Below are 17,212 nucleotides of genomic sequence, written 5' to 3'. Positions count from 1 at the left end.
GTCCCGGCCCTCCTCCGCCAACTGTTTACGGGCCCGCACGACCGCCTCACGCACCCGCGCCGCGGTCGTTGTCGGCCGTCGGTGCGGGGCAGAAGAGCGGCGGATGAACCCCGCCGCTCCTTCCTGCCGGAATCGGTTGACGTACTTGTAGAACACCGTGCGCGAGATCTTGTGCTCAGCACAGAACCTCGACACGTTGATCTTGTCACCGCCAGCCACCGCAGCCACCGCCGCGACCAGGTCCGGATCCATCGAAAACCCTGTTCCGCCCACCACTGATGATCACAGACAGCAGGCCAGCCAGTGTTCACGAGGTCCTGAGACACAAACTGTTCACGAGGTCCTGAGCGAAGACAGGCTGTTCTGACGACCACCACCACTCACGAGGCCACACCATCTCGGTCGCCATCACGACCGCGCGCATGCCGCCACCAGCACCGGCCAGGACGAAAAGGCTCAGCGGAAGTCGGCGACGTGGTCGTCGACCCATTCCCGGAAGGTCCGCGCCGGGCGGCCGGTCACCTGCGCCACGTGCGGGGACACCGGCTCCGGGTCGCGGGAGATCCGCTCCCAGTAATCGAGGGCCCCGTCGGCGAACGAGGCCGGCCAGCCGTTGTCCAGCAGTTGGCGCCGGGCGGCGCCTCGGGAGACCTCCTCCCAGCGCAGCGGTCTGCCGATGGCTTCGCCGATCGTTCGCAGTTGCTCGCTCTGGGTCGACACCTCCGGGCCGGTCAGGGCGTACTTCGCCCCGTTGTGGCCTTCTTCGACGAGGACTCGCACCGCGACGTCCGCGATGTCCTTCTCGTGGATCAGCGGCCGGGCCGCCGCGCCGTACGCGTCGCGGACCACGCCCGCGGAGCGGATCTCGTCGGCCCAGCCCAGCACGTTGCTGGCGAATCCACCTGCGCGAAGGAACGTCCAGTCCGCCTCGGATGCCTCGATGAGCCGCTCCACCCGGGTGTGGAACACCTCGTCGTCACCCGCGCTGGTGGCCGACAGGTAGACGATGCGCCCGGCCCGCTTCGCGATCGCGTCCACGACCGGCGGCGCGAGCTCCGCCGACAGCAGCGGCCAGACCAGGAACACCGACCCGACTCCATCGAGCGGCAGCGAGTCCGGGGCCGTCACGTCGCCTCGGACCACCTCCACTCCGTCCGGCAGCGCCACCTCGGCCGGGTCGCGGGTCGTCATCGCGCGGACCTCGACGCCTTCCGCCAGCAGCCCAGCGACGACGTGCCGTCCCACCTTGCCGGTCGCGCCCACCACGAGAACCTTGCCGTCGGTCATCGCCACAACTCCTTCGCTCGACTGGCACGAACGCTAAGAGTTCGAGATAACTAGAGGTCAACACCGCATCCGGCGCCTTGACCTCTAGCGCGCTTGAGGTTCGATGCTTGGGTCCAGCCCTGAAACCGCGAGCCCCGGAGGCGAACAATGCCGGTGGAAATCGGAATCTTCTTGCCCGGCGCCGCGGACGAAGAGATCCGGGAGGCGGCCTACCACGCCGTGGACGCCGAGCTGGACGCGATCTGGAGCGGCGATCACCTCGCCAACGGAGTTCCGTCGCTCGACGGCATGCTCGCGCTGGCCACGGCGGCTGCCGTGACCGAGTGCATCGACATCGGCTTCGCCGTCTACCTGCCCGCGCTGCGCCCGCACGTGTGCGCCGCCAAGCAGATCGCGACGCTGCAACACCTCACCGGCGGCGACCGCCTGCACCTCGGCATCGGCGTCGGCGACCACGACAGCGGCTACGCCGCCGTGGGCCTCGACGCCGCTACGCGCGGTCGGCGCACCGACGAGTTCCTGCAGCTCCTGCCCTCGCTGCTCGCCGGCGAGCCGACGGCGCTGCCGCACGGCGCGACGGCCCAGCTCGCCCCGGCTGCCGCCGTGCCGCCGCTGTGGATCGGCGGATCCGCGCCCGCCGCGCTGCGCCGCGCGGCTCGCTTCGGCGACGGCTGGTTCGCCGAGCTGCACACGCCGGAGGAGGTCCGAACGCACGCCGCTCTCCTGAGCGAGCTCGCCGAGCAGCACGATCGCGAGGCTCCGCGCCTGGCGATCGCGATCCAGGGCAGCCTGGTCGAGCGCCCCGATGACCGCGTGCACGACCGCTGCGCCGAGAATCTGGCGGCATCCTTCGGCATTCCGGTCGACGACGCCCGCGACCGAGTCGTCGCCGGGACACCGGAGCAGGTCGCCGAGCAGCTCGCGGCGTACGCGGAGGCGGGGGTGGAGAAGATCGCGCTCGCCGTCGACGGCGACTGGCACGACTCCTGCGATCTGCTGGGCCAAGTCCGGCAGATCCTCGCCCCCGGCGGGCGCCCGAAGTGCGCCAGATCGTCGAGGTGACGCTTCTCCCGGCGCCATCCACCTGAAACCGGCGGGCCGCCGCCCGACCCCACTCGTGAGGCCGTGGGCGACGCCGTCGGCGGGCGGCGGTCCGACAGCACCGTCCGCGCGGCCGTCGTGCACCTCATCCTGTTCCAGCGCATCTAGGAGCTCACCCTGGCCTGGAGTACCAACGACAAGATCGCCGGTGCCGCGGGCCGCGCCTTCGACCTGCTCGAACGGGCCCGAGGCGAGCCGGATCAGGTGCTCGCGAGGGGCGACTCGGGTACGCGATCGCCGCCGTTGGTCGCGTCCGCCTTCTCGTCGGCTCGGCGCCAGGCCGCATTCGCCAGGTCTTCGCGTCCCGTGCGGTGGTGCAGCTCGCCGAGCTCTCGCAGGGCAAGGGCTTGCTGGTAGCGCTCGCCTCGGTCGGTGGCCAGGCTCAGGCCTTGGTCGAGCAGCACGCCCGCCCTCGCGAAGTCGCCGACGTCGCGGTGCGCCGCTCCCAGGTCGACCAGCACCTCGCTCTCCGCCGCCGGGCCTCCGACCTTCGCCACGATCTGGCGCGCAGCCTGGAGGTTCGCCGTCGCTTCCGAGTAGCAGCCGAGCTCCCGGTAGGCCTTGCCCAGGCGGTGGTTCGCGTAGGCGACCTTCGGCGTCAGGCCGTGGTCCGCGGCCAGCTCCAGCGCTCGGTGCAGGTATTCCAGCGCCGCTTCGTGGTCTCCCAGCCGGCGGTGCGCGTCGCCGATGTCCGCGAGCGCGCTGGACTCCCCGTCGATGTTGCCCGCCTGCCTGGACAGTTCGAGCCCGGTCTGCAGGCTCGCCAACGCCTCGTGGAGAAAACCCTTCGCCGCCAATGCATTCCCGAGGTTGCTGCGCAGCACTCCCTCGCGGTACGGGTCGCGCCCGGCGCACAGCGATGCGCCCTTCCGGAGGTGCTGCAGCGCCTCGTCGAACTCGCCCAACCGGAAGCACACGACCCCGAGCGACTCCAGGGTGCTCGTCTCCAGCGCGCGGTCTCCCGTCCGCCGGTGGAACTCCAGCGCCCGGTACAGGTGTTCGCGCGCTTCCGCCCCGCGACCCAGCTCCAGGTACGTCGCCGCCAGATCCGCCCTGGTCATCGCCTCGCCCGCCGCGTCCTGCGCGGCGATCGCCGCGGCCAGCGCGGCCTCGTGGGTGCGGACCCAGTCGTGGTCGTGCCCGTAGCCGTAGAGGTACAGGTACTCGCGCAACGACCGGGTGAGCTGCCACGCATGTGTCGGCCAGCCCCGCGCCGCCGCGAGCCGCACCGCCGCGATCAGGCAGGCGCGCTCGGAGTCGAGCCAGCTCCTGGCGTCCTCCCGGGTGCTCAGGGCCGGGCGGTGCTCGGGTTCGCTGCCCACCAGCGACACCTCGGGCTGGTGCGGTTGCAGCAGGCGCGTCGCGCAGGCCGTGCTGTGCAGGTAGAAGTCCAGCACCCGGGTGATCGCCGCGGAGCGCTCCGCCTCGGGTTCCTCCTCCCGCACCAGGCCGCGGCCGTACTCGGCGAGCAGGTCGTGCAGGCGGTAGCGGTGCCTGGTGACCACGTTGGCCAGGTGTTCGTCCACCAGGCGGTCCAGCAGGATGCGGGCCTCGGTCGCGGTGATCCCGGCCAGCGCGGCCGCCGCGTCGGCGGTGAACTCGTCGCCCGGGTGCAGGCCGAGCAGCCGGAACAGCCGGCGTTCGTCCTGCTCCAACGCCTGGTAGGAGAGGTCGAACACCGTCCGGAGCCGGCGGTTGCCCGCCACCAGCTCGTGCAGCCGGTCGTCGCTCTCCTCCAAGCGTGCGGCCAGGTCCGACACCGTCCACATGCGACGCGACTGCAGCCGCCGCGCGGCCAGCGCCACCGCCAGCGGCAGCCGACCGCACAGCTCCACCAGGCTGCGCGCCGCCGCCGGATCCACCTCGACCCGGCCGCGGCCGACCGCCTTGGCCAGCATGCCCTCGGCCTCCTCCGGCGTGAAGACGTCGAGCGGCATCGTCCGCGCGCCGTCCAGCGCCAGCGTGCAACGGCTGGTCACCAGCACCACGTTCTCCGGGCCGGACGGCAGCAGCGGCGTCACCTGGTCCTCGCTGGACGCGTTGTCCAGCAGCACCAACGCCTTCTTGTCGTAGAGCCGGTCGCGGAACAGCATCATCCGCTCGTCCACCCGGGACGGGATGTGGTCGTCGGGCACGCCGAGCAGCCGCAGGAAGGACGCCAGCACCGCGGCCGGGTCGGCGGGCGGCTGGTCGGCGTGGCCGCGCAGGTCCACGTACAGCTGGCAGTCGCTGAACCGGCCGGTCGCCAGCAGCCGGTGTGCCGCGTGCACCGCGAGCCGCGTCTTGCCGACGCCGCCCATGCCTTCGATCAGCACGATCTTCACCGCCGAGCCGCCCGCCTGCGGCAGGTCCTCGTGCAGCGCGCGGAGTTCGGCTTCCCGGCCGGTGAATTCGCCGATGTCCGGCGGGAGTTGGCGGTGCGCGCTGACCGGCGTGAACTCCGGCCGCGACACCTCCTGCCGCAGCACCCGCTGGCACGCCGCGCTCAGCTCCGGGCCGGGATCGGCGCCCAGCTCACCCGCCAGCCTGCGGCGCAGCGAGTCGAAGACGTTGAGCGCGGCGGCCTGCTGGCCGCTGCCGGCGAGGGCGATCATCAGCGCGGCGTGCACGGCTTCGTGCAGCGGATCCGCATCGGCCACTCGCTGCAGGTGCGGGAGGACTTCCCGGTGGTGTCCCAGCTCCGCGGCGACGGCGGCGTATTCCACCAGCACGGCATGGTATTCCCTGGTCAGGGACGTGATCAGCGGATGCGCCTGCAGGCTGCCGAGCCCTTCCAGCGGTTCACCGCGCCACAACGCCACGGCGTCGGCGAACAGCCCGCGGGCCTCGGCGGCCTCCCTGGCCTGGCGCGCCCCGGCGACCAGCCGCCGGAACACCATCAGGTCGTGCTGGACCTCCGCGACCGAGAGCTGGTAGCCGCCGCGGTCGGCCACCAGCACCGGTGTCTCGTCCGAATCGGCCTGCAACCGGCGTCGCAGCCGGGAGACCCGGGACTGCAGCAGATCCGCCGAGCCGGCCACCGACCGCTCGCCCCACACCGCCTCGATCAGCGAATCCCGCGCCACCGGCGCGTTCGGCGACAGCGCGAGCAGGCCGAGCAGCACCCGCTGGGTCTCCGATCCGGGATCCACCGACTCGCCGTTGACCGCGACCTTCAGCGGTCCCAGCACCTCCACCCGCAGGCCGCTGCCGCCCTCGCCGCCGGCCTCGCGGATCAGCTCTTCGAGCTCGATCCGGGACAGCGCGAGGACTTCGGCCAATCGGCGCAGCGTCGATACCCGCGGCCGAACCACCCTGCCCTGCTCCACATCGCGCAGTCCCGCCGCGCTCAGCCCGGCCTGCTCGGCGACCTGGAGCTGCGTCAGACCAGCTCGCTTGCGGAAGCCGCGGACCAAACCCCCCAACTTGCTCCCGGTCGCGCCCACAAGACCACCTCAATCGAAGATCGTTCGAGCCGTTGGTGACCAAGCGCCGCAGCCGCCCGCGGAAACCTGCGATGGCTCGCTTTCGTCTGCCTACCCGAGTATTTCGACGCCGCGACCGCACATCTGGTTCCATTCCGCCGGATTTCATCTTGGCTGGTGACCGCAGCCGCGACAGCCAACGGACCGAATCCCGAAAGCAGTCGCATGCGCCGCAGGCGCATAGCCCACCTCTGCAGCTTGCACCGCCGCGGGTTCTCAGCGTTCGCCTGGCGAGGACGGCCCAACCGCCGTGTATTGGACATACATCAGGTTGGGCACCCACAGTCCAGGCGGGCGCTGTAACTCCCGCAGGGGGGCCGCCACCCGCACCGCCACGCACAACGAGGATGGAAAACCTCATTCCGCCGGATTTCAGAACGCGGAGTCGCCTTCGGACAGTGCCGCACCGGCCGCCGCGACGATCTCGCCGACGCCGTCGCCGCCGATGATGAGCTCGGTGCCGCTGCCCGGGTTCAGGCACAGGACGTGCTGCCGCTGCGGCCAGTTGGCGGCGAGGACGAGAAATGGCAATTGTGTGAAGTGCTCGACCTTCGGCGCGGCGCGGGAAAGCATGTCCGCCGAGGTGAACACCGGGATCGCCGAACCCACCAGGAGCCACGGGAAGTTCGTGTCGTCGACGTCGTCGGTCAGCGGGCGCGACAGCGGCAGCACGACGTCGGCGTCGACCAGCGCCGCCAGGTAGGCGTCGAGGTCCTGCAGTTCGACGGCCGCGGCAAGGGCTTCTTCCAGCTCGTTCGCGGGCGGGACGACGCCGGGTTCCGCGCCGTCGCCGAGCTCTACCAGGCAGTCGCGGCGAATCTGGGCCTGCACCACCGCTTCCGCATCCTCGGCGGGCACCAGGAATTCCTCGCCCGCCGCCATTCGGGCCAGCGATTCCGGCGACATTATTGCGCCGATCGGCAGATCGAAGTTTAGCGCGAAGCAGTAGTCCGGATGCGGCCAGTTCTGCGCCAGCGCCGTCGCGTCGACTTCCCGGTGGCCCGACGAGAACGACCCGAGCACGTCGGAAAGCGCTTCCGGCGAGGTGAAGACGAAGACGTGCGCCCGCTCCAGCGGGATCAGGTCGTCCAGCTCCCGCCGCAGTTCGGTGCCCGGCTCGGGCAGCACCGGCAGGTACAGCGGCGCGGACAGCACGATCTCCGCGAACCGCTTGCTGTCCCCCGCTTCCAGCGCCGCGACCAACTCGTGCTCCACGTCGTTGGCCGGTTGCCATTGCGCGTCCAACCGAAACCGCCCTTCCGGTAGGTCGTTCCACGAACAGTTGTACTTCCGAAGCGCCGTTCTGGGGTACTTTGTCCCCCAACGGCAACGGTTCCCGGCGAGATTTGCTCGGAGTTATGGCACGCACCCTCTTGGTCTCCCCCGAACAGCGCGGTGCGCTCCCGACGATTCGCGACGCCCTGGAGGCCGCCGACGACGGCGCGGTCATCTCCATCGCGCCCGGCGAGTACGAAGAACCGGTGCACATCCGCCGGAAGCGCGTGACGATCTCCGCGCGCGAGCCCGGCACCGTCACGATCCGCTCGCCGTTCCGCGACCACCCGACCGTTTCCGTCGTCGACGGCACCGTGGAGCTCAGCGGGCTCGCCGTGTTCGGCGACGTGCGGCCCGCGATCCAGATCTCCGGTGGCAGCGCGCAGATCTTCGACTGCTCCGCCACCGCCGGTTACGCCGCCGCGATCAGCATCGGCGACGGCGCCGACGTGATGTTGCGGGGCAACCGGATCAGCGACTCGCAGTGCGGTCTGATCGTCGAAAACGCCGACGGCGTGGTGGAAATCTGCGAGCTCCAGGACATCGTCGACGATGCCGTGATCGTGCGGCTCGGGGCGCGCGCCGCACTGCGGCACTGCACCGTGCGCGGAGCCGGTTTCCGCGGCGTCTACATGTACCAGGCGGGCGGCTCCAGCATCGAGCGCTGCGACATCTCGCAGACCGGCGAGGCCGGGATCGCGGTGGCCGACCAGACCTCGCCGAACATCGTCGAATGCTGGGTGCACGACACCCAGGGCGTGGGCATCTCGGTCGGGCGCGGTTGCGGCGGCGTGATCGAGGACTGCCGGGTGGAGAACGCCGCGTCGCCCGGCGTGCTGATCGACGAAGGTGCGCGCACCGAGGTTCGGCGCGGCGCCGAGTCGAAGCCGCCGGTGGGCGCCACCGCGACCAGCGGCAACAAGCAGGACCAGGAGAAGATCGACGAGCTGCTCGCCGAACTCGACGGCATGATCGGGCTCACCGGTGTGAAGTCCGAGGTGCGGGCGCTGATCGACGAGATCCAGGTGAACGAGTGGCGGCGCAGCGAGGGCCTGTCGGTCAACGCGGTCAGCAACCACCTCGTGTTCACCGGCGCGCCCGGCACCGGCAAGACCACTGTGGCCCGCACCTACGGGAACCTGTTGAAGGCGCTGGGAATCCTGCCCAACGGGCGGTTCAAGGAGGTCTCCCGCCGCGATCTCGTCGGGCAGTACATCGGGCACACCGTGGAGAAGGCCGCGTCGGCGTTCGACGACGCGCGCGGCGGCGTGCTGTTCATCGACGAGGCCTACACGCTGTCCCGGCCCAGCGGCGGCGGCGCCGACTTCGGGCAGGAGGCGATCGACACGCTGGTCAAGCTGATGGAGGACCACCGCGACGAGGTCGCCGTGATCGTCGCCGGCTACACCTCGGAGATGGGCGAGTTCCTGGCCGCCAACCCCGGCCTGGCGTCCCGGTTCGCCAAGACCCTGGAGTTCGAGAACTACACGCCGGAGCAGCTGGTCTCGATCAGCGGGCACCTCGCGCGCGGCGACGACTACCTGCTCGGCGACGACCTCGACCTGGCGCTGCTGGAGTGGTTCACGCAGGTCGACCGGGACGCGAACTTCGGCAACGCGCGCGAGGCGCGGAAGCTGCTGGAACGGATGCGCAAGTCGCAGTCGACACGGCTGCGCAACCTCGGCCGCCGCCCCTCCCGGGACGAACTCCGCACGCTGAGCCTGGACGACCTCCTGGACGCCATCCGCGAGTGACCCCGAACCCGGCATGGCGGTTACCCGGTTTCCCGGTGCAGCAGCGTGGCGGCGGCCTGGGCCGCCCGGTGGTAGCCGGTCCAGAACACCTCCACCTGCGGATGGTCTTCGCCCATCACCGCGAGCTCTTCGTGCGCCTTGCGGACGAGGTCCCGGGCCAGTTCGGCCCACTCACCGGTCACGCCGGTCCTCCTCGGCGTTCTGCGGGGCACCTTCGCCCGCGTGGCCGGGGCGAACCGGCGGCGCGGCTCGTCGGTCCTCCCTGGCCACGAACGCCTCGAAGTCGCGCGGGAGCGCGTTCAAGATGTCACGCTCGTACAGGACCTCGGCCGCCCCGATCGCCTCCCGGCGAACCGCCCCCGCCAGCTCCGGATTCGACACCTGCCGGGTGCCGGACCTGGGCGGGAACGCCGCCTCCCGGTCCGCCGCGAACTGTTGATCGGCAGGCTTCTCGGGGGCCGGCGTGGCGGCGTCGAGCTGCCGCAGCGCCATGCCCGCCATCAGGTCGAGCTGCGCACGGCTGTCCGGCATGCGCCGCAGCGGGACGGTCTCCGCCGACTCGGGTGACCTCGCCGCCACCAGCTTCCCGTCCTCGACCCGGAGCGCGACCCGTCGCCCGTCGGGCAGCCGCGCGTCCCACGCGGCCGAGGAGTCCGGGTGCCGTTCGACGCCCAGCCTGCCCATCAGCTCCGCCACCGCTTCCGCGAGACCCGGCTCGACGGGCGATCCGTCGGCCGCGCCCTTCGGTGCCGGCGGATGCGCGTGAGCGGCCGGGTCGTCGGGATCGGTGTGGTAGGCGAACGCGCCGTGCAGGGGGCCGGGCCGGTCGCCGGGCGTGCGCGGAACCGTCGACTTCCAGGACATGACCCCGTCCGCGTCCACTGTGAACTCCGCGTTCGGCCCCGGCCGACCGGTGGTCGACAGAGCCATCGGCCTCGGCGGAGCCGGGAGCTTCGGTGCGGACGCAGACTTCGGCGCGGGCGCGGACTGCTTCGGGGTAAAGGCTTTCGGCGCGTACGCGGGCTTCGGCGGCACCGCCGGTTTCGGCGGGAACGGCGGCTTCGGTGGCACCGGGGGCGTCTGCGGGGCCGGGGGACCTACCGGCGGTGGCGGGGTCGGGGGCGTCGATGGCGGGGGCGGGGCCTGAGGTGGTTGGGGCGGGGTGCCTTGCTGCACCACTTGGCCGTCGCCGGTGATGCGGAACCGGGTGGTCGAGCCGTCCGGCGCCGCGACCGACAGGTCGACCTCGACCGCGGCCCGCTCGTCGAAGGACAGCTCCGCCGCCAGCCCGCGCGCGAGTTCGATCGGGTCCAGCCCCATCCCGTGGGGCATCAGGTCCAGCCCGGTCGGCAGCTCCCAGCGCTGCCCGGTGAGCTCCGACGCCGCCGCCAGGATCTCGTCGACCAGCCGGTACCGGGACGACGCGTCGGCGTCGAAGCGCGCCATCCAAGCCCGTTCCCGCGCGATCGCGTCGACACTGCTGCCCGGGTCCTGGACGAGCATCGCGCGCACCTCGTGGAACGCGTCGTGCCAGCGCTGGACCGCGTCGTCGAAGCGATCCCGGCCCGCCGTGGGGAGTTCTTCCCGCGCCTGCGGCACCGCCGTCGCCGCGCGATCCAGCTCGTCGACCGCGTCCCGCAGCTGCCGCACGCCGTCTTCGACCACCGGGTGCGGCGCGGCGCGGCCGATCTCGTCGAGGAACTCGCGCAGCTCCTCGGCCATCCGCTGGTGGTGCGCCACCAGGGCGGCCGTCTCGTCGCTGATCAGGCGGAGCTTCGCGCCGGGCTCGGCCAGCTCGGGGTGCTGTTCGCGCACGTGCTCGGCGAGGAATCGGTGCGGCTGCTGCGGATCGTGGCCAGGGAGTTCCGCCGCCGACCGCATCGCGGTGTCCAGGTCGAACGCGTTCTGCTCAGCCGCCCGCTGCCGCCCGGCCAACGCGCGCAGCACGCCCTTGAGCTTGCCCTCCGGCAGCTGCGATTCCTGGGTGAGCTCCCACGCCCGCTGCTCCATGAGGCTGCGCTGCAGCTCGGGCAGCAGCTTCGCGGGGATGTCGACGAGCACGTCGACCGGTTCGGCGTTGACCTCGACCCGGCGGAGCTGATCGCCCGGCAGCCCGGTGTCGGTCAGCTCCTGCACAGCGGCGGTGACCGAGAAGCGGGTCCGCAGCCGGACCAGCACGTGCGGCTCGTAGCTCTCGCCCTCCAGCTGCGTCCAGGAGCCGACCTGCGCGCTCGCGGAGCTGTCGACGGTGCTGCTCCCGTTCACGCCCGGCACGCCCCAACCGGTGGTCAGGTCGCCGGGGCCGACGTCGCTCTCGCTGCTCGGCAGCGCGCCGGAGAGCCCCGCCGATCCCGTTCTGCTCTGCCCGTGCCCGGTGGTGAGGTTCCGCTGCGCCCGCTTCAGGTTGTACGGCCCGTGGTCGCCGGGTTCGTAGCGGTGCACCACCTCGATGTCGAAGTTCCGCAGCTGCACGCCGACCGCGACGCTGTGCTGCGGCGACACCGCGAACTCGTCCACGATCTTCGGCCGTCCATCGGACAGGTCCGCCCAGAGCGATTTGCCGTGCCCTGGCGTGAACATCTGCCGCACGCCGCGGACGACGTGGTGCGCCTTGCGCAGGCCCAGCGGCCGCGCCCAGTCGGCTCGGAGCGCTTGGCGGACGGCGGTTTCGGCCGAGGAGAGCAGGTCGGTGAGGCTCCACTCGATGATGCGGCTCTCCGCCTCGGCGGGCAGCCCCGTCAGCCTGCGGAAGCCCGCGCGCTCGTGCGGGCCGAAGGCCGTCGGCCGGGCGCGGTGCATCGCGTACTTGAAGACCAGCGTTCCGTCCGAGGTCCTCGTGTGCACCTGCGGTTCGCCGGTCACCGCGCTCTTCACGGTGCCGAGCAGGCCGACCGGAACCTCCTGCAGCCGCGCGGTGAACCGGCCCTCGGCGGGGCGCTCGAAGCGGGCCAGCCCGGTTCCGTCGAGCACGCCGGGCTCGTTGACCTCGGCGTGCGAGACGGACAGGCTGGTGCGCTGGCTGCCACTGCCGCCGACGCTGCCGGTCTCGCCGACGTCGCCGATCGGCGAGTCCTGCGTCTCGCTGAGATCCCCGGACACGCCGGCGGAGTCCGTCGAGCTGTACGTGATCCTGGCGTTGGCCCGGTGGCGGTAGCCGACCGCCGCGACCGCGCCCGGTTCGGTGCCGACGGTGGTGGCCGGGCCGGTCGGGGTCACCTCGTAGGTCAGCGAGAGCCGCATCCACCGGCCGTTCTTGCGGACCAGCCCGGTGAACAGGTCGGTGCCGCCGTCGGCGAGCGCCTGCCGCTGCGTGTTGTTCAGCGCCGCGCCGGGCGCCAGCGCGCCGCGCAGCCGCTCCTCCAGGCCGGTCGTCTCGGCCACGTCCCGGCCGAGCTCGGACAGCAGGTCCAGCGCGTGCCGCAGTGGCCGCCCGTCGCTCGACCGCCAGCCGCTCACCAGGCCGGGGCCGATGCCGCTGCCGGTCACCGGGCGGTCCGGGTCACGGTGGTACTCCGGCGGCCGGAACCGGTTGCCCAGCACCACTTCCTCGTCGGTGTCGCGCAGCAGGCGCGCCAGTTCGGCGAGCGCGTCCGCGTCGCTGCTGTCGGCGGAGGCCCGCGAGTTCGGGTACTCCGCCAGCGCGCGATCCACCAGCCGCCGGTCGATGTCCGCGCCTTCCAGCCCGAGTTCGGCGGCCCGCCGCTGCACGGCGCGGGCGGCGACCCTGCGGTCCAGCGGCAGGTCGCCGTTCTCCCAGGCCGTCAGCATCTCGTCGACCATCGAGGCCGGGACGGCGTCCACGACGAGTTCCAGCCCGTTGGCGTAGAACTCCATCACCTGCTGGGCGGTCAGCACGAACTGGAACCGGCCCGGCACGGTCTCGCTGCCGATGGCGGCGGGCAGCACCCGGGCCGCCGCGGCTTCGCCCGCCGCGACCGAGATGTTCAGGTCGGCCTCGAAGGTGAGCGCGTCGAGGTAGGCCGTGATGAGGTTCTCGTCGTCGCCGCCGGAGCGCCCGCGCTGGACGGTCGTCCCGTCGGCGCGGCCGCCGGAGGCGCCGGCGTTCGAGTCCATGCCCGCCAGCACGCCCGGGTCGGCGGCCGAGGCCGTGGTCCCGTCCGCGCGGCCCGCGCGGAAGTCGTGCCCCGGCTGGGAGAGCGCCAGCGGGCCCGTGCCGACGCCTTCCAGCCGGTTCAGGACGCGCAGGCCGGTGGGCCGGGCCGTGATCAGCGCCCGGCCCCGCACCTGCCCGTGCGGGTCGCGGGTCCGGATCAGCTGGCCGTCGGTGAGCCATTCGCCCGCGTGCGCGAGCGCCGTCGCGTTGCTGGTGTCCACCCAGGCCGCGGTGGTCGGCATCCGGCTGCGCACCGCCGCGTCCAGGCCGCGGGCGTCGAGGTGCAGCAGGGACTGCGTGCCGGTGAGCAGCTCCTCGAACTGCGCCTCGTCCCGGATCCGCACCGTGGGCCCGGCCTCGCGCGCGCCGTCCGGGCGCACGTCCGTCGGGGTGTAGATGTCCAGGACCTGATCGGCGATCTCCTTGTGCACCTGGTCGCCCGCCGCGTCGCGGACCGGGGTGCCGGTGGCGTCGACCACGCTCACGGTGAGGGTCAGCGGCACCCGCCACAGCGAGCTGCCGCCCCGGTACTCCAGCCGGGAGCCCGCGTTCTGCGAGTAGCTGAACGAGTCGGCCGCGCTGCGGCTGGGGCTGCGGCCCCAGATCATCTGGCCCAGCAGGGCGCTGGCCTCGCGGAGGCGGCTGCGCGCGAACTCCATGCTGGTGCCGATCGAGGAGCTGGTCAGCAGCGCGCTGACCCGCTGCGTCCGGCCGACGCGGCCGATCTCCTCGGCGCGCTCGGCCGCCCACCGCGCCTCGACCTTCACCCAGCGCAGCTCCACCTGCCCGGACCGGCCGCGGGTCTCGACCGGGATGCGGAAGCCGTCCTGCATCGCCTCGGCGAGCCAGGTCTGCGCCTTCTCCTCGGTGAACTCGGCGAGGATCGCGTGCACGTCGCCGTACCGGTCGGCGAGCGCGGCGCGCAGGAACTCGCGCGCCTCCGGCACGCCGGTCAGCTGGACCACCCGGTCGAGCAAGGTGGGGCCGCTGTCCTGCAGCTGGCCGGGGTTGGGCCGGTGCGGGCGATCCGGCGGCGCCAGTCCTTTGTGGACTTCCGGTACTTCCCGCGTTCTGGTGAGCGGCTTCCCGTCTGCCGTGGTCTGCGCGTTTCCCCGCGCGTCGAGCACGAGTTCCTGCACGGTCGTGGTCGCGATCGCGCCGTCGGCGTCGTAGCGCAGGTCTTCGCGGCCGACCGGCAGCCCGTTGCGCGCCGCGTCCTGCGCCGCCAGCTGCACGTATCCCTGGCCGGTGACCTGCGTGATCCCCGGTTGGGCGGACTGGTCGACCTCGACCTCCGTGGTCACCTGCACCCGGTAGGTGTGCTTGGGCCGGAAGTCGAAGTCCTCCATCGTCATGAAGTGCCCGGTGCTGGTGTTCGTGCCGGCGGAGGCGCTGCGCCCGAACATGTACCGGACGGCGGCGACCAGCTTCGGACCGAGCGACGACCCCACCTGGAATCCCCTGGTCAGGCCGGTCGAATCGGCCGCGGTGCGGTAGGCGGCCCCGATCTGGCCGTGGCCCAGCTGCTCGCCGGCCGCGTGCGTCGGCGCGGCCGCGTCCCAGTGCACCCGGGACCGCAGCGTCACCTGGTGCGACGCTCCCCCGGGCCGGCCGACCTCGAAGCTGAAACCGCCCGGGTGCAAGGCGGTTCCGATGCGTTCCTGCCGCTGCACGTGGTACAGCACCTGCGTGCGGATCGAGCCGTCGTTGCGCAGGTCGGCGGGGAGTTGCGCCAGGACGGCGTCGACCACGCGGCTGGTGTCGTCCAGGCCCGCCAGCCGACCGGCGCGGAGCAGATCTGCCTCGTCGCGCGTGGCGCCTTCGAAGACGACGGTTTCGCCGAGCGGCTGCTGGTGGGCCTCGTTCAGCCACACCGGCATCGGGCGGTCCGCGGCCACCTCGGTGCCGGCGCCGGAGTCGGCCCGGATCCAGAGCTTGACGTCCGTCAGGTCGTACTGGAGGGCCTCGCCGCGGAGCTGGTCGGAGGACGAGACGTGGCCGAGCTGCGCCACCGAGGCGCCGTGCGAGTTGGTGGTGCTCCACCGGCCCTGCGGATCGGCGTCGAGCGTCTCGCCCGACACCAGGCTCACCGGCACCTTCCCGGACAGCACGATCTGCCGGGCGCCCGAGGCGGCGTTGCCCAGCTCGGGCAGGCTCAGCAGCGTGCTCTGCCGCCTGAGGAGGTCGGCGTCGGTGCCCACCTGGGCTGCCTCGCCGAAGGTGATCCCGACGGAGAACAGCTGCCCGTCGAGCGCGAGCGTCCGCCCGTTCTCGTTGAACAGGTCCGGGAACGCGGCCAGCAGCAGGTGGTTCAGCTCGGCCGGGGTCAGCCCGTCGACGCCCTGCGCGGCCAGCCACGCCACGGCCTCCGACATGCCCGGCAGCTCCCGGTCCACCGGCGCGGCGTGCGCGAGCGCGACCTCTGATGGCTTGCCGCCGGGTGCGCTGGGCGGGGCGCTGGGCGCGCCGGGGCCTGCCGCGTTGGCACCGCGGCCCGGCAGGCCCTCGTGCATCGCGCGCAGCCCCGCCTCGACCTGGGAACGCATCTGATCCGGCGTCTCGGCGGCGGAAACACGCACCTCGCCGAGGTCCAGCTGGCGCAGGGTGCCGCTGCCGTCGTCGAGCCAGGCCGGGGCGCGCACGTGGACCTCGCCCGGCGCCAGGTCCGGATCGACCGTGAGGTCGGCCGCCACATCGGTGCCGGATTCGCCGTAGTGCACCAGCAGAGTTCCGTCGGGCTTGCCCGCTATCGCGACGGCATCGGATTCGGTGGTCGCGGGCGTCGTGCTGGACTGGCGGCGGGCGATCTCCTCCTGGAGCAGCTGCTCCGCGTCCTCGCGCGAGCCCGCGTTCCCGGCTTCGACCTGCACGGTTCGGGGCGCCGTCTGCCAGACATCGCCCGCCGTCGTTGCCTCGCCGCGGACGGGCGCGTGGCCGTGCGCGGCGGCGAACTCGCCGGGCGCGAGGACCGGGCTGGTGGCGAGCAGGTGCGCCATCGACTCCAGCAGGCGCTTCCCGCCGAGTTCCAGCGCCTCGGCCACGTTCGACGTCGTGGTGGTGGAGATCCGGATCTCGGCGGGCGCGGTCTGGACGTAACCGGCCGGGGTCAGCTCGAAACTGCCCGGCAGCACGTCGAACGCGCCCGCGGGCACGCCGTCGTCCAGGCCCAGCTTGACCTGGATCACCTGGCCGCCCTGGGCGTGGACGGTGAAGATCCCGGTGTTCTCGTCGAAGGACCCGAGACCGCGCTCGACGAGGCTCTTGAGCTGCGCGGTCGGCCCCTGGCGGGCGAGCTCCGGCGAGCGGACCGGGCCGGTCGGGGCCTCCGCCGATTCCAGGCGGACCTGCTGCGCCTGCGGGACCGGGCCGGGTTCGCGCAGCGCGGGCGCGGCCTGCTGTGCGGCCTGGGCGGGCTCGATTCGGGCGGCGGTTTCCGGGGAGTTGGTCTCGCCTGATTCGGTGTTCCCGGGCTGCTCGGCGGTTTCGGAGCTGGTTCCGTCCGGTGTGGACGGTTGTCCGGACTCCGCCGGAGTGGCGTTGTCCGGCTGCGTGGTCTCGGACGTTGACGCATCGGGGCTTCCAGCCGCCGAGGTGTCGGGCGAACCCGCCTCGGTGGTACCGGCCCTCGACGTCTCGGTTCCGGCGGGGCCGGTTTCCGACGTGCCAGCGGGGTTTCGGGCCTCCGTTGCTCCGAACGGACCAGCGCTCTCGGTAGTGCCGGCGGAACTTCCGGACTCGGCAGCCGGAGTCCCAGCCTCGGCTTCGCCGCCTGGCAGGTTCCCGGCCTCGGTCGCACCGTCCGGACCAGCGTTTTCGGCACTTTCGGCGGAACTACCGGTCTCAGCAGCCGGAGTCTCAACCTCTGCCTCGCTTACCGGACTTCCGGCCTCTGACGTACCCGGCTGGTTCCCGGTCTCGGTTGCACCGGCCGGATCGGCGCTCTCCGTCGTTCCGGCGGAACTACCGGCCTCGGCAGCCGGAGTCCCAGCCTCGGCTTCGCTGCCCGGCAGATTCCCAGTCTCGGTCGATCCGGATGGATCGGCGTTCTCCGTTGTCCCAGCGGGGTTTCCGGCCTCCGCAGCCGAAGACCCAGCCTCCGCTTCACTGCCCGGCAGATTCCCAGTCTCAGTCGATCCGGACGGACCGGCGTTCTCCGTCGTCCCAGCGGAACTACCGGCCTCCGCAGCCGGAGTCCCGGTCTCAGTCGATCCGGACGG

General features: G+C 72.3%; 9 protein-coding genes. 3 read left to right on the top strand and 6 right to left on the bottom strand.

Going from position 1 to position 17,212, the window contains the following annotated elements; genetic code table 11:
- Together BLW84_RS44470 and BLW84_RS44465 are read right to left on the bottom strand one after the other, a co-directional pair.
- A partial coding sequence (locus BLW84_RS44470) for a helix-turn-helix domain-containing protein (RefSeq protein ID WP_143061352.1) occupies window positions 1-252 on the bottom strand: 252 nt, incomplete at its 3' end.
- A gap of 204 nt (window positions 253-456) precedes the next feature.
- Window positions 457-1,287 (bottom strand): NAD(P)H-binding protein, encoded by an 831-nt coding sequence (locus BLW84_RS44465; RefSeq protein ID WP_093278610.1) that lies wholly within the window; start codon window positions 1,285-1,287, stop codon window positions 457-459.
- A 147-nt stretch (window positions 1,288-1,434) separates the two neighbouring features.
- On the opposite strand from BLW84_RS44465, the gene BLW84_RS44460 reads away from it, so the two are divergent.
- On the top strand, window positions 1,435-2,349 hold the full coding sequence (locus BLW84_RS44460; RefSeq protein WP_093278608.1) for an LLM class flavin-dependent oxidoreductase: 915 nt from the start codon (window positions 1,435-1,437) through the stop codon (window positions 2,347-2,349).
- 239 nt (window positions 2,350-2,588) lie between these two features.
- Here BLW84_RS44460 and BLW84_RS44455 read toward each other — a convergent pair whose 3' ends face one another.
- Together BLW84_RS44455 and BLW84_RS44450 are read right to left on the bottom strand one after the other, a co-directional pair.
- On the bottom strand, window positions 2,589-5,813 hold the full coding sequence (locus BLW84_RS44455; RefSeq protein ID WP_093278606.1) for a BTAD domain-containing putative transcriptional regulator: 3,225 nt from the start codon (window positions 5,811-5,813) through the stop codon (window positions 2,589-2,591).
- Between the two features lie 411 nt (window positions 5,814-6,224).
- On the bottom strand, window positions 6,225-7,097 hold the full coding sequence (locus BLW84_RS44450; protein WP_093278604.1) for an SseB family protein: 873 nt from the start codon (window positions 7,095-7,097) through the stop codon (window positions 6,225-6,227).
- 113 nt (window positions 7,098-7,210) lie between these two features.
- On the opposite strand from BLW84_RS44450, the gene BLW84_RS44445 reads away from it, so the two are divergent.
- The gene (locus BLW84_RS44445; RefSeq protein ID WP_093278602.1) at window positions 7,211-8,881 is read left to right on the top strand and encodes a right-handed parallel beta-helix repeat-containing protein; all 1,671 of its coding nucleotides are present in this window, start codon (window positions 7,211-7,213) and stop codon (window positions 8,879-8,881) included.
- A gap of 20 nt (window positions 8,882-8,901) precedes the next feature.
- On the opposite strand, the gene BLW84_RS48215 is transcribed toward BLW84_RS44445, so the two are convergent.
- Both BLW84_RS48215 and BLW84_RS44440 read right to left on the bottom strand, forming a co-directional pair.
- Window positions 8,902-9,063, bottom strand: a complete 162-nt coding sequence (locus BLW84_RS48215) for a hypothetical protein (RefSeq protein WP_177227052.1) — start codon at window positions 9,061-9,063, stop codon at window positions 8,902-8,904.
- Complete coding sequence (locus BLW84_RS44440; RefSeq protein ID WP_218157754.1) at window positions 9,053-16,180, bottom strand: hypothetical protein; 7,128 nt, start codon at window positions 16,178-16,180, stop codon at window positions 9,053-9,055. Before BLW84_RS44440 ends, BLW84_RS48215 begins: the two co-directional genes overlap by 11 nt.
- Before the next feature lie 15 nt (window positions 16,181-16,195).
- Between BLW84_RS44440 and BLW84_RS48785 the strand changes: the two genes are divergently transcribed.
- On the top strand, window positions 16,196-16,450 hold the full coding sequence (locus BLW84_RS48785; RefSeq protein WP_218157753.1) for a hypothetical protein: 255 nt from the start codon (window positions 16,196-16,198) through the stop codon (window positions 16,448-16,450).
- Window positions 16,451-17,212: the final 762 nt, after the last annotated feature.

Origin of the sequence: Saccharopolyspora shandongensis (assembly GCF_900106995.1) — a bacterium.
Taxonomy (GTDB): domain Bacteria; phylum Actinomycetota; class Actinomycetes; order Mycobacteriales; family Pseudonocardiaceae; genus Saccharopolyspora; species Saccharopolyspora shandongensis.
This window is presented reverse-complemented; position numbering and strand designations above follow the sequence as displayed.

Bases quoted from the DNA above. Each gene is read 5' to 3' on its own strand.
- BLW84_RS44460 (WP_093278608.1), top strand. From the start codon at position 1,435: ATGCCGGTGGAAATCGGAATCTTCTTGCCCGGCGCCGCGGACGAAGAG.
- BLW84_RS44445 (WP_093278602.1), top strand. From the start codon at position 7,211: ATGGCACGCACCCTCTTGGTCTCCCCCGAACAGCGCGGTGCGCTCCCG.
- BLW84_RS44465 (WP_093278610.1), bottom strand. From the start codon at position 1,287: ATGACCGACGGCAAGGTTCTCGTGGTGGGCGCGACCGGCAAGGTGGGA.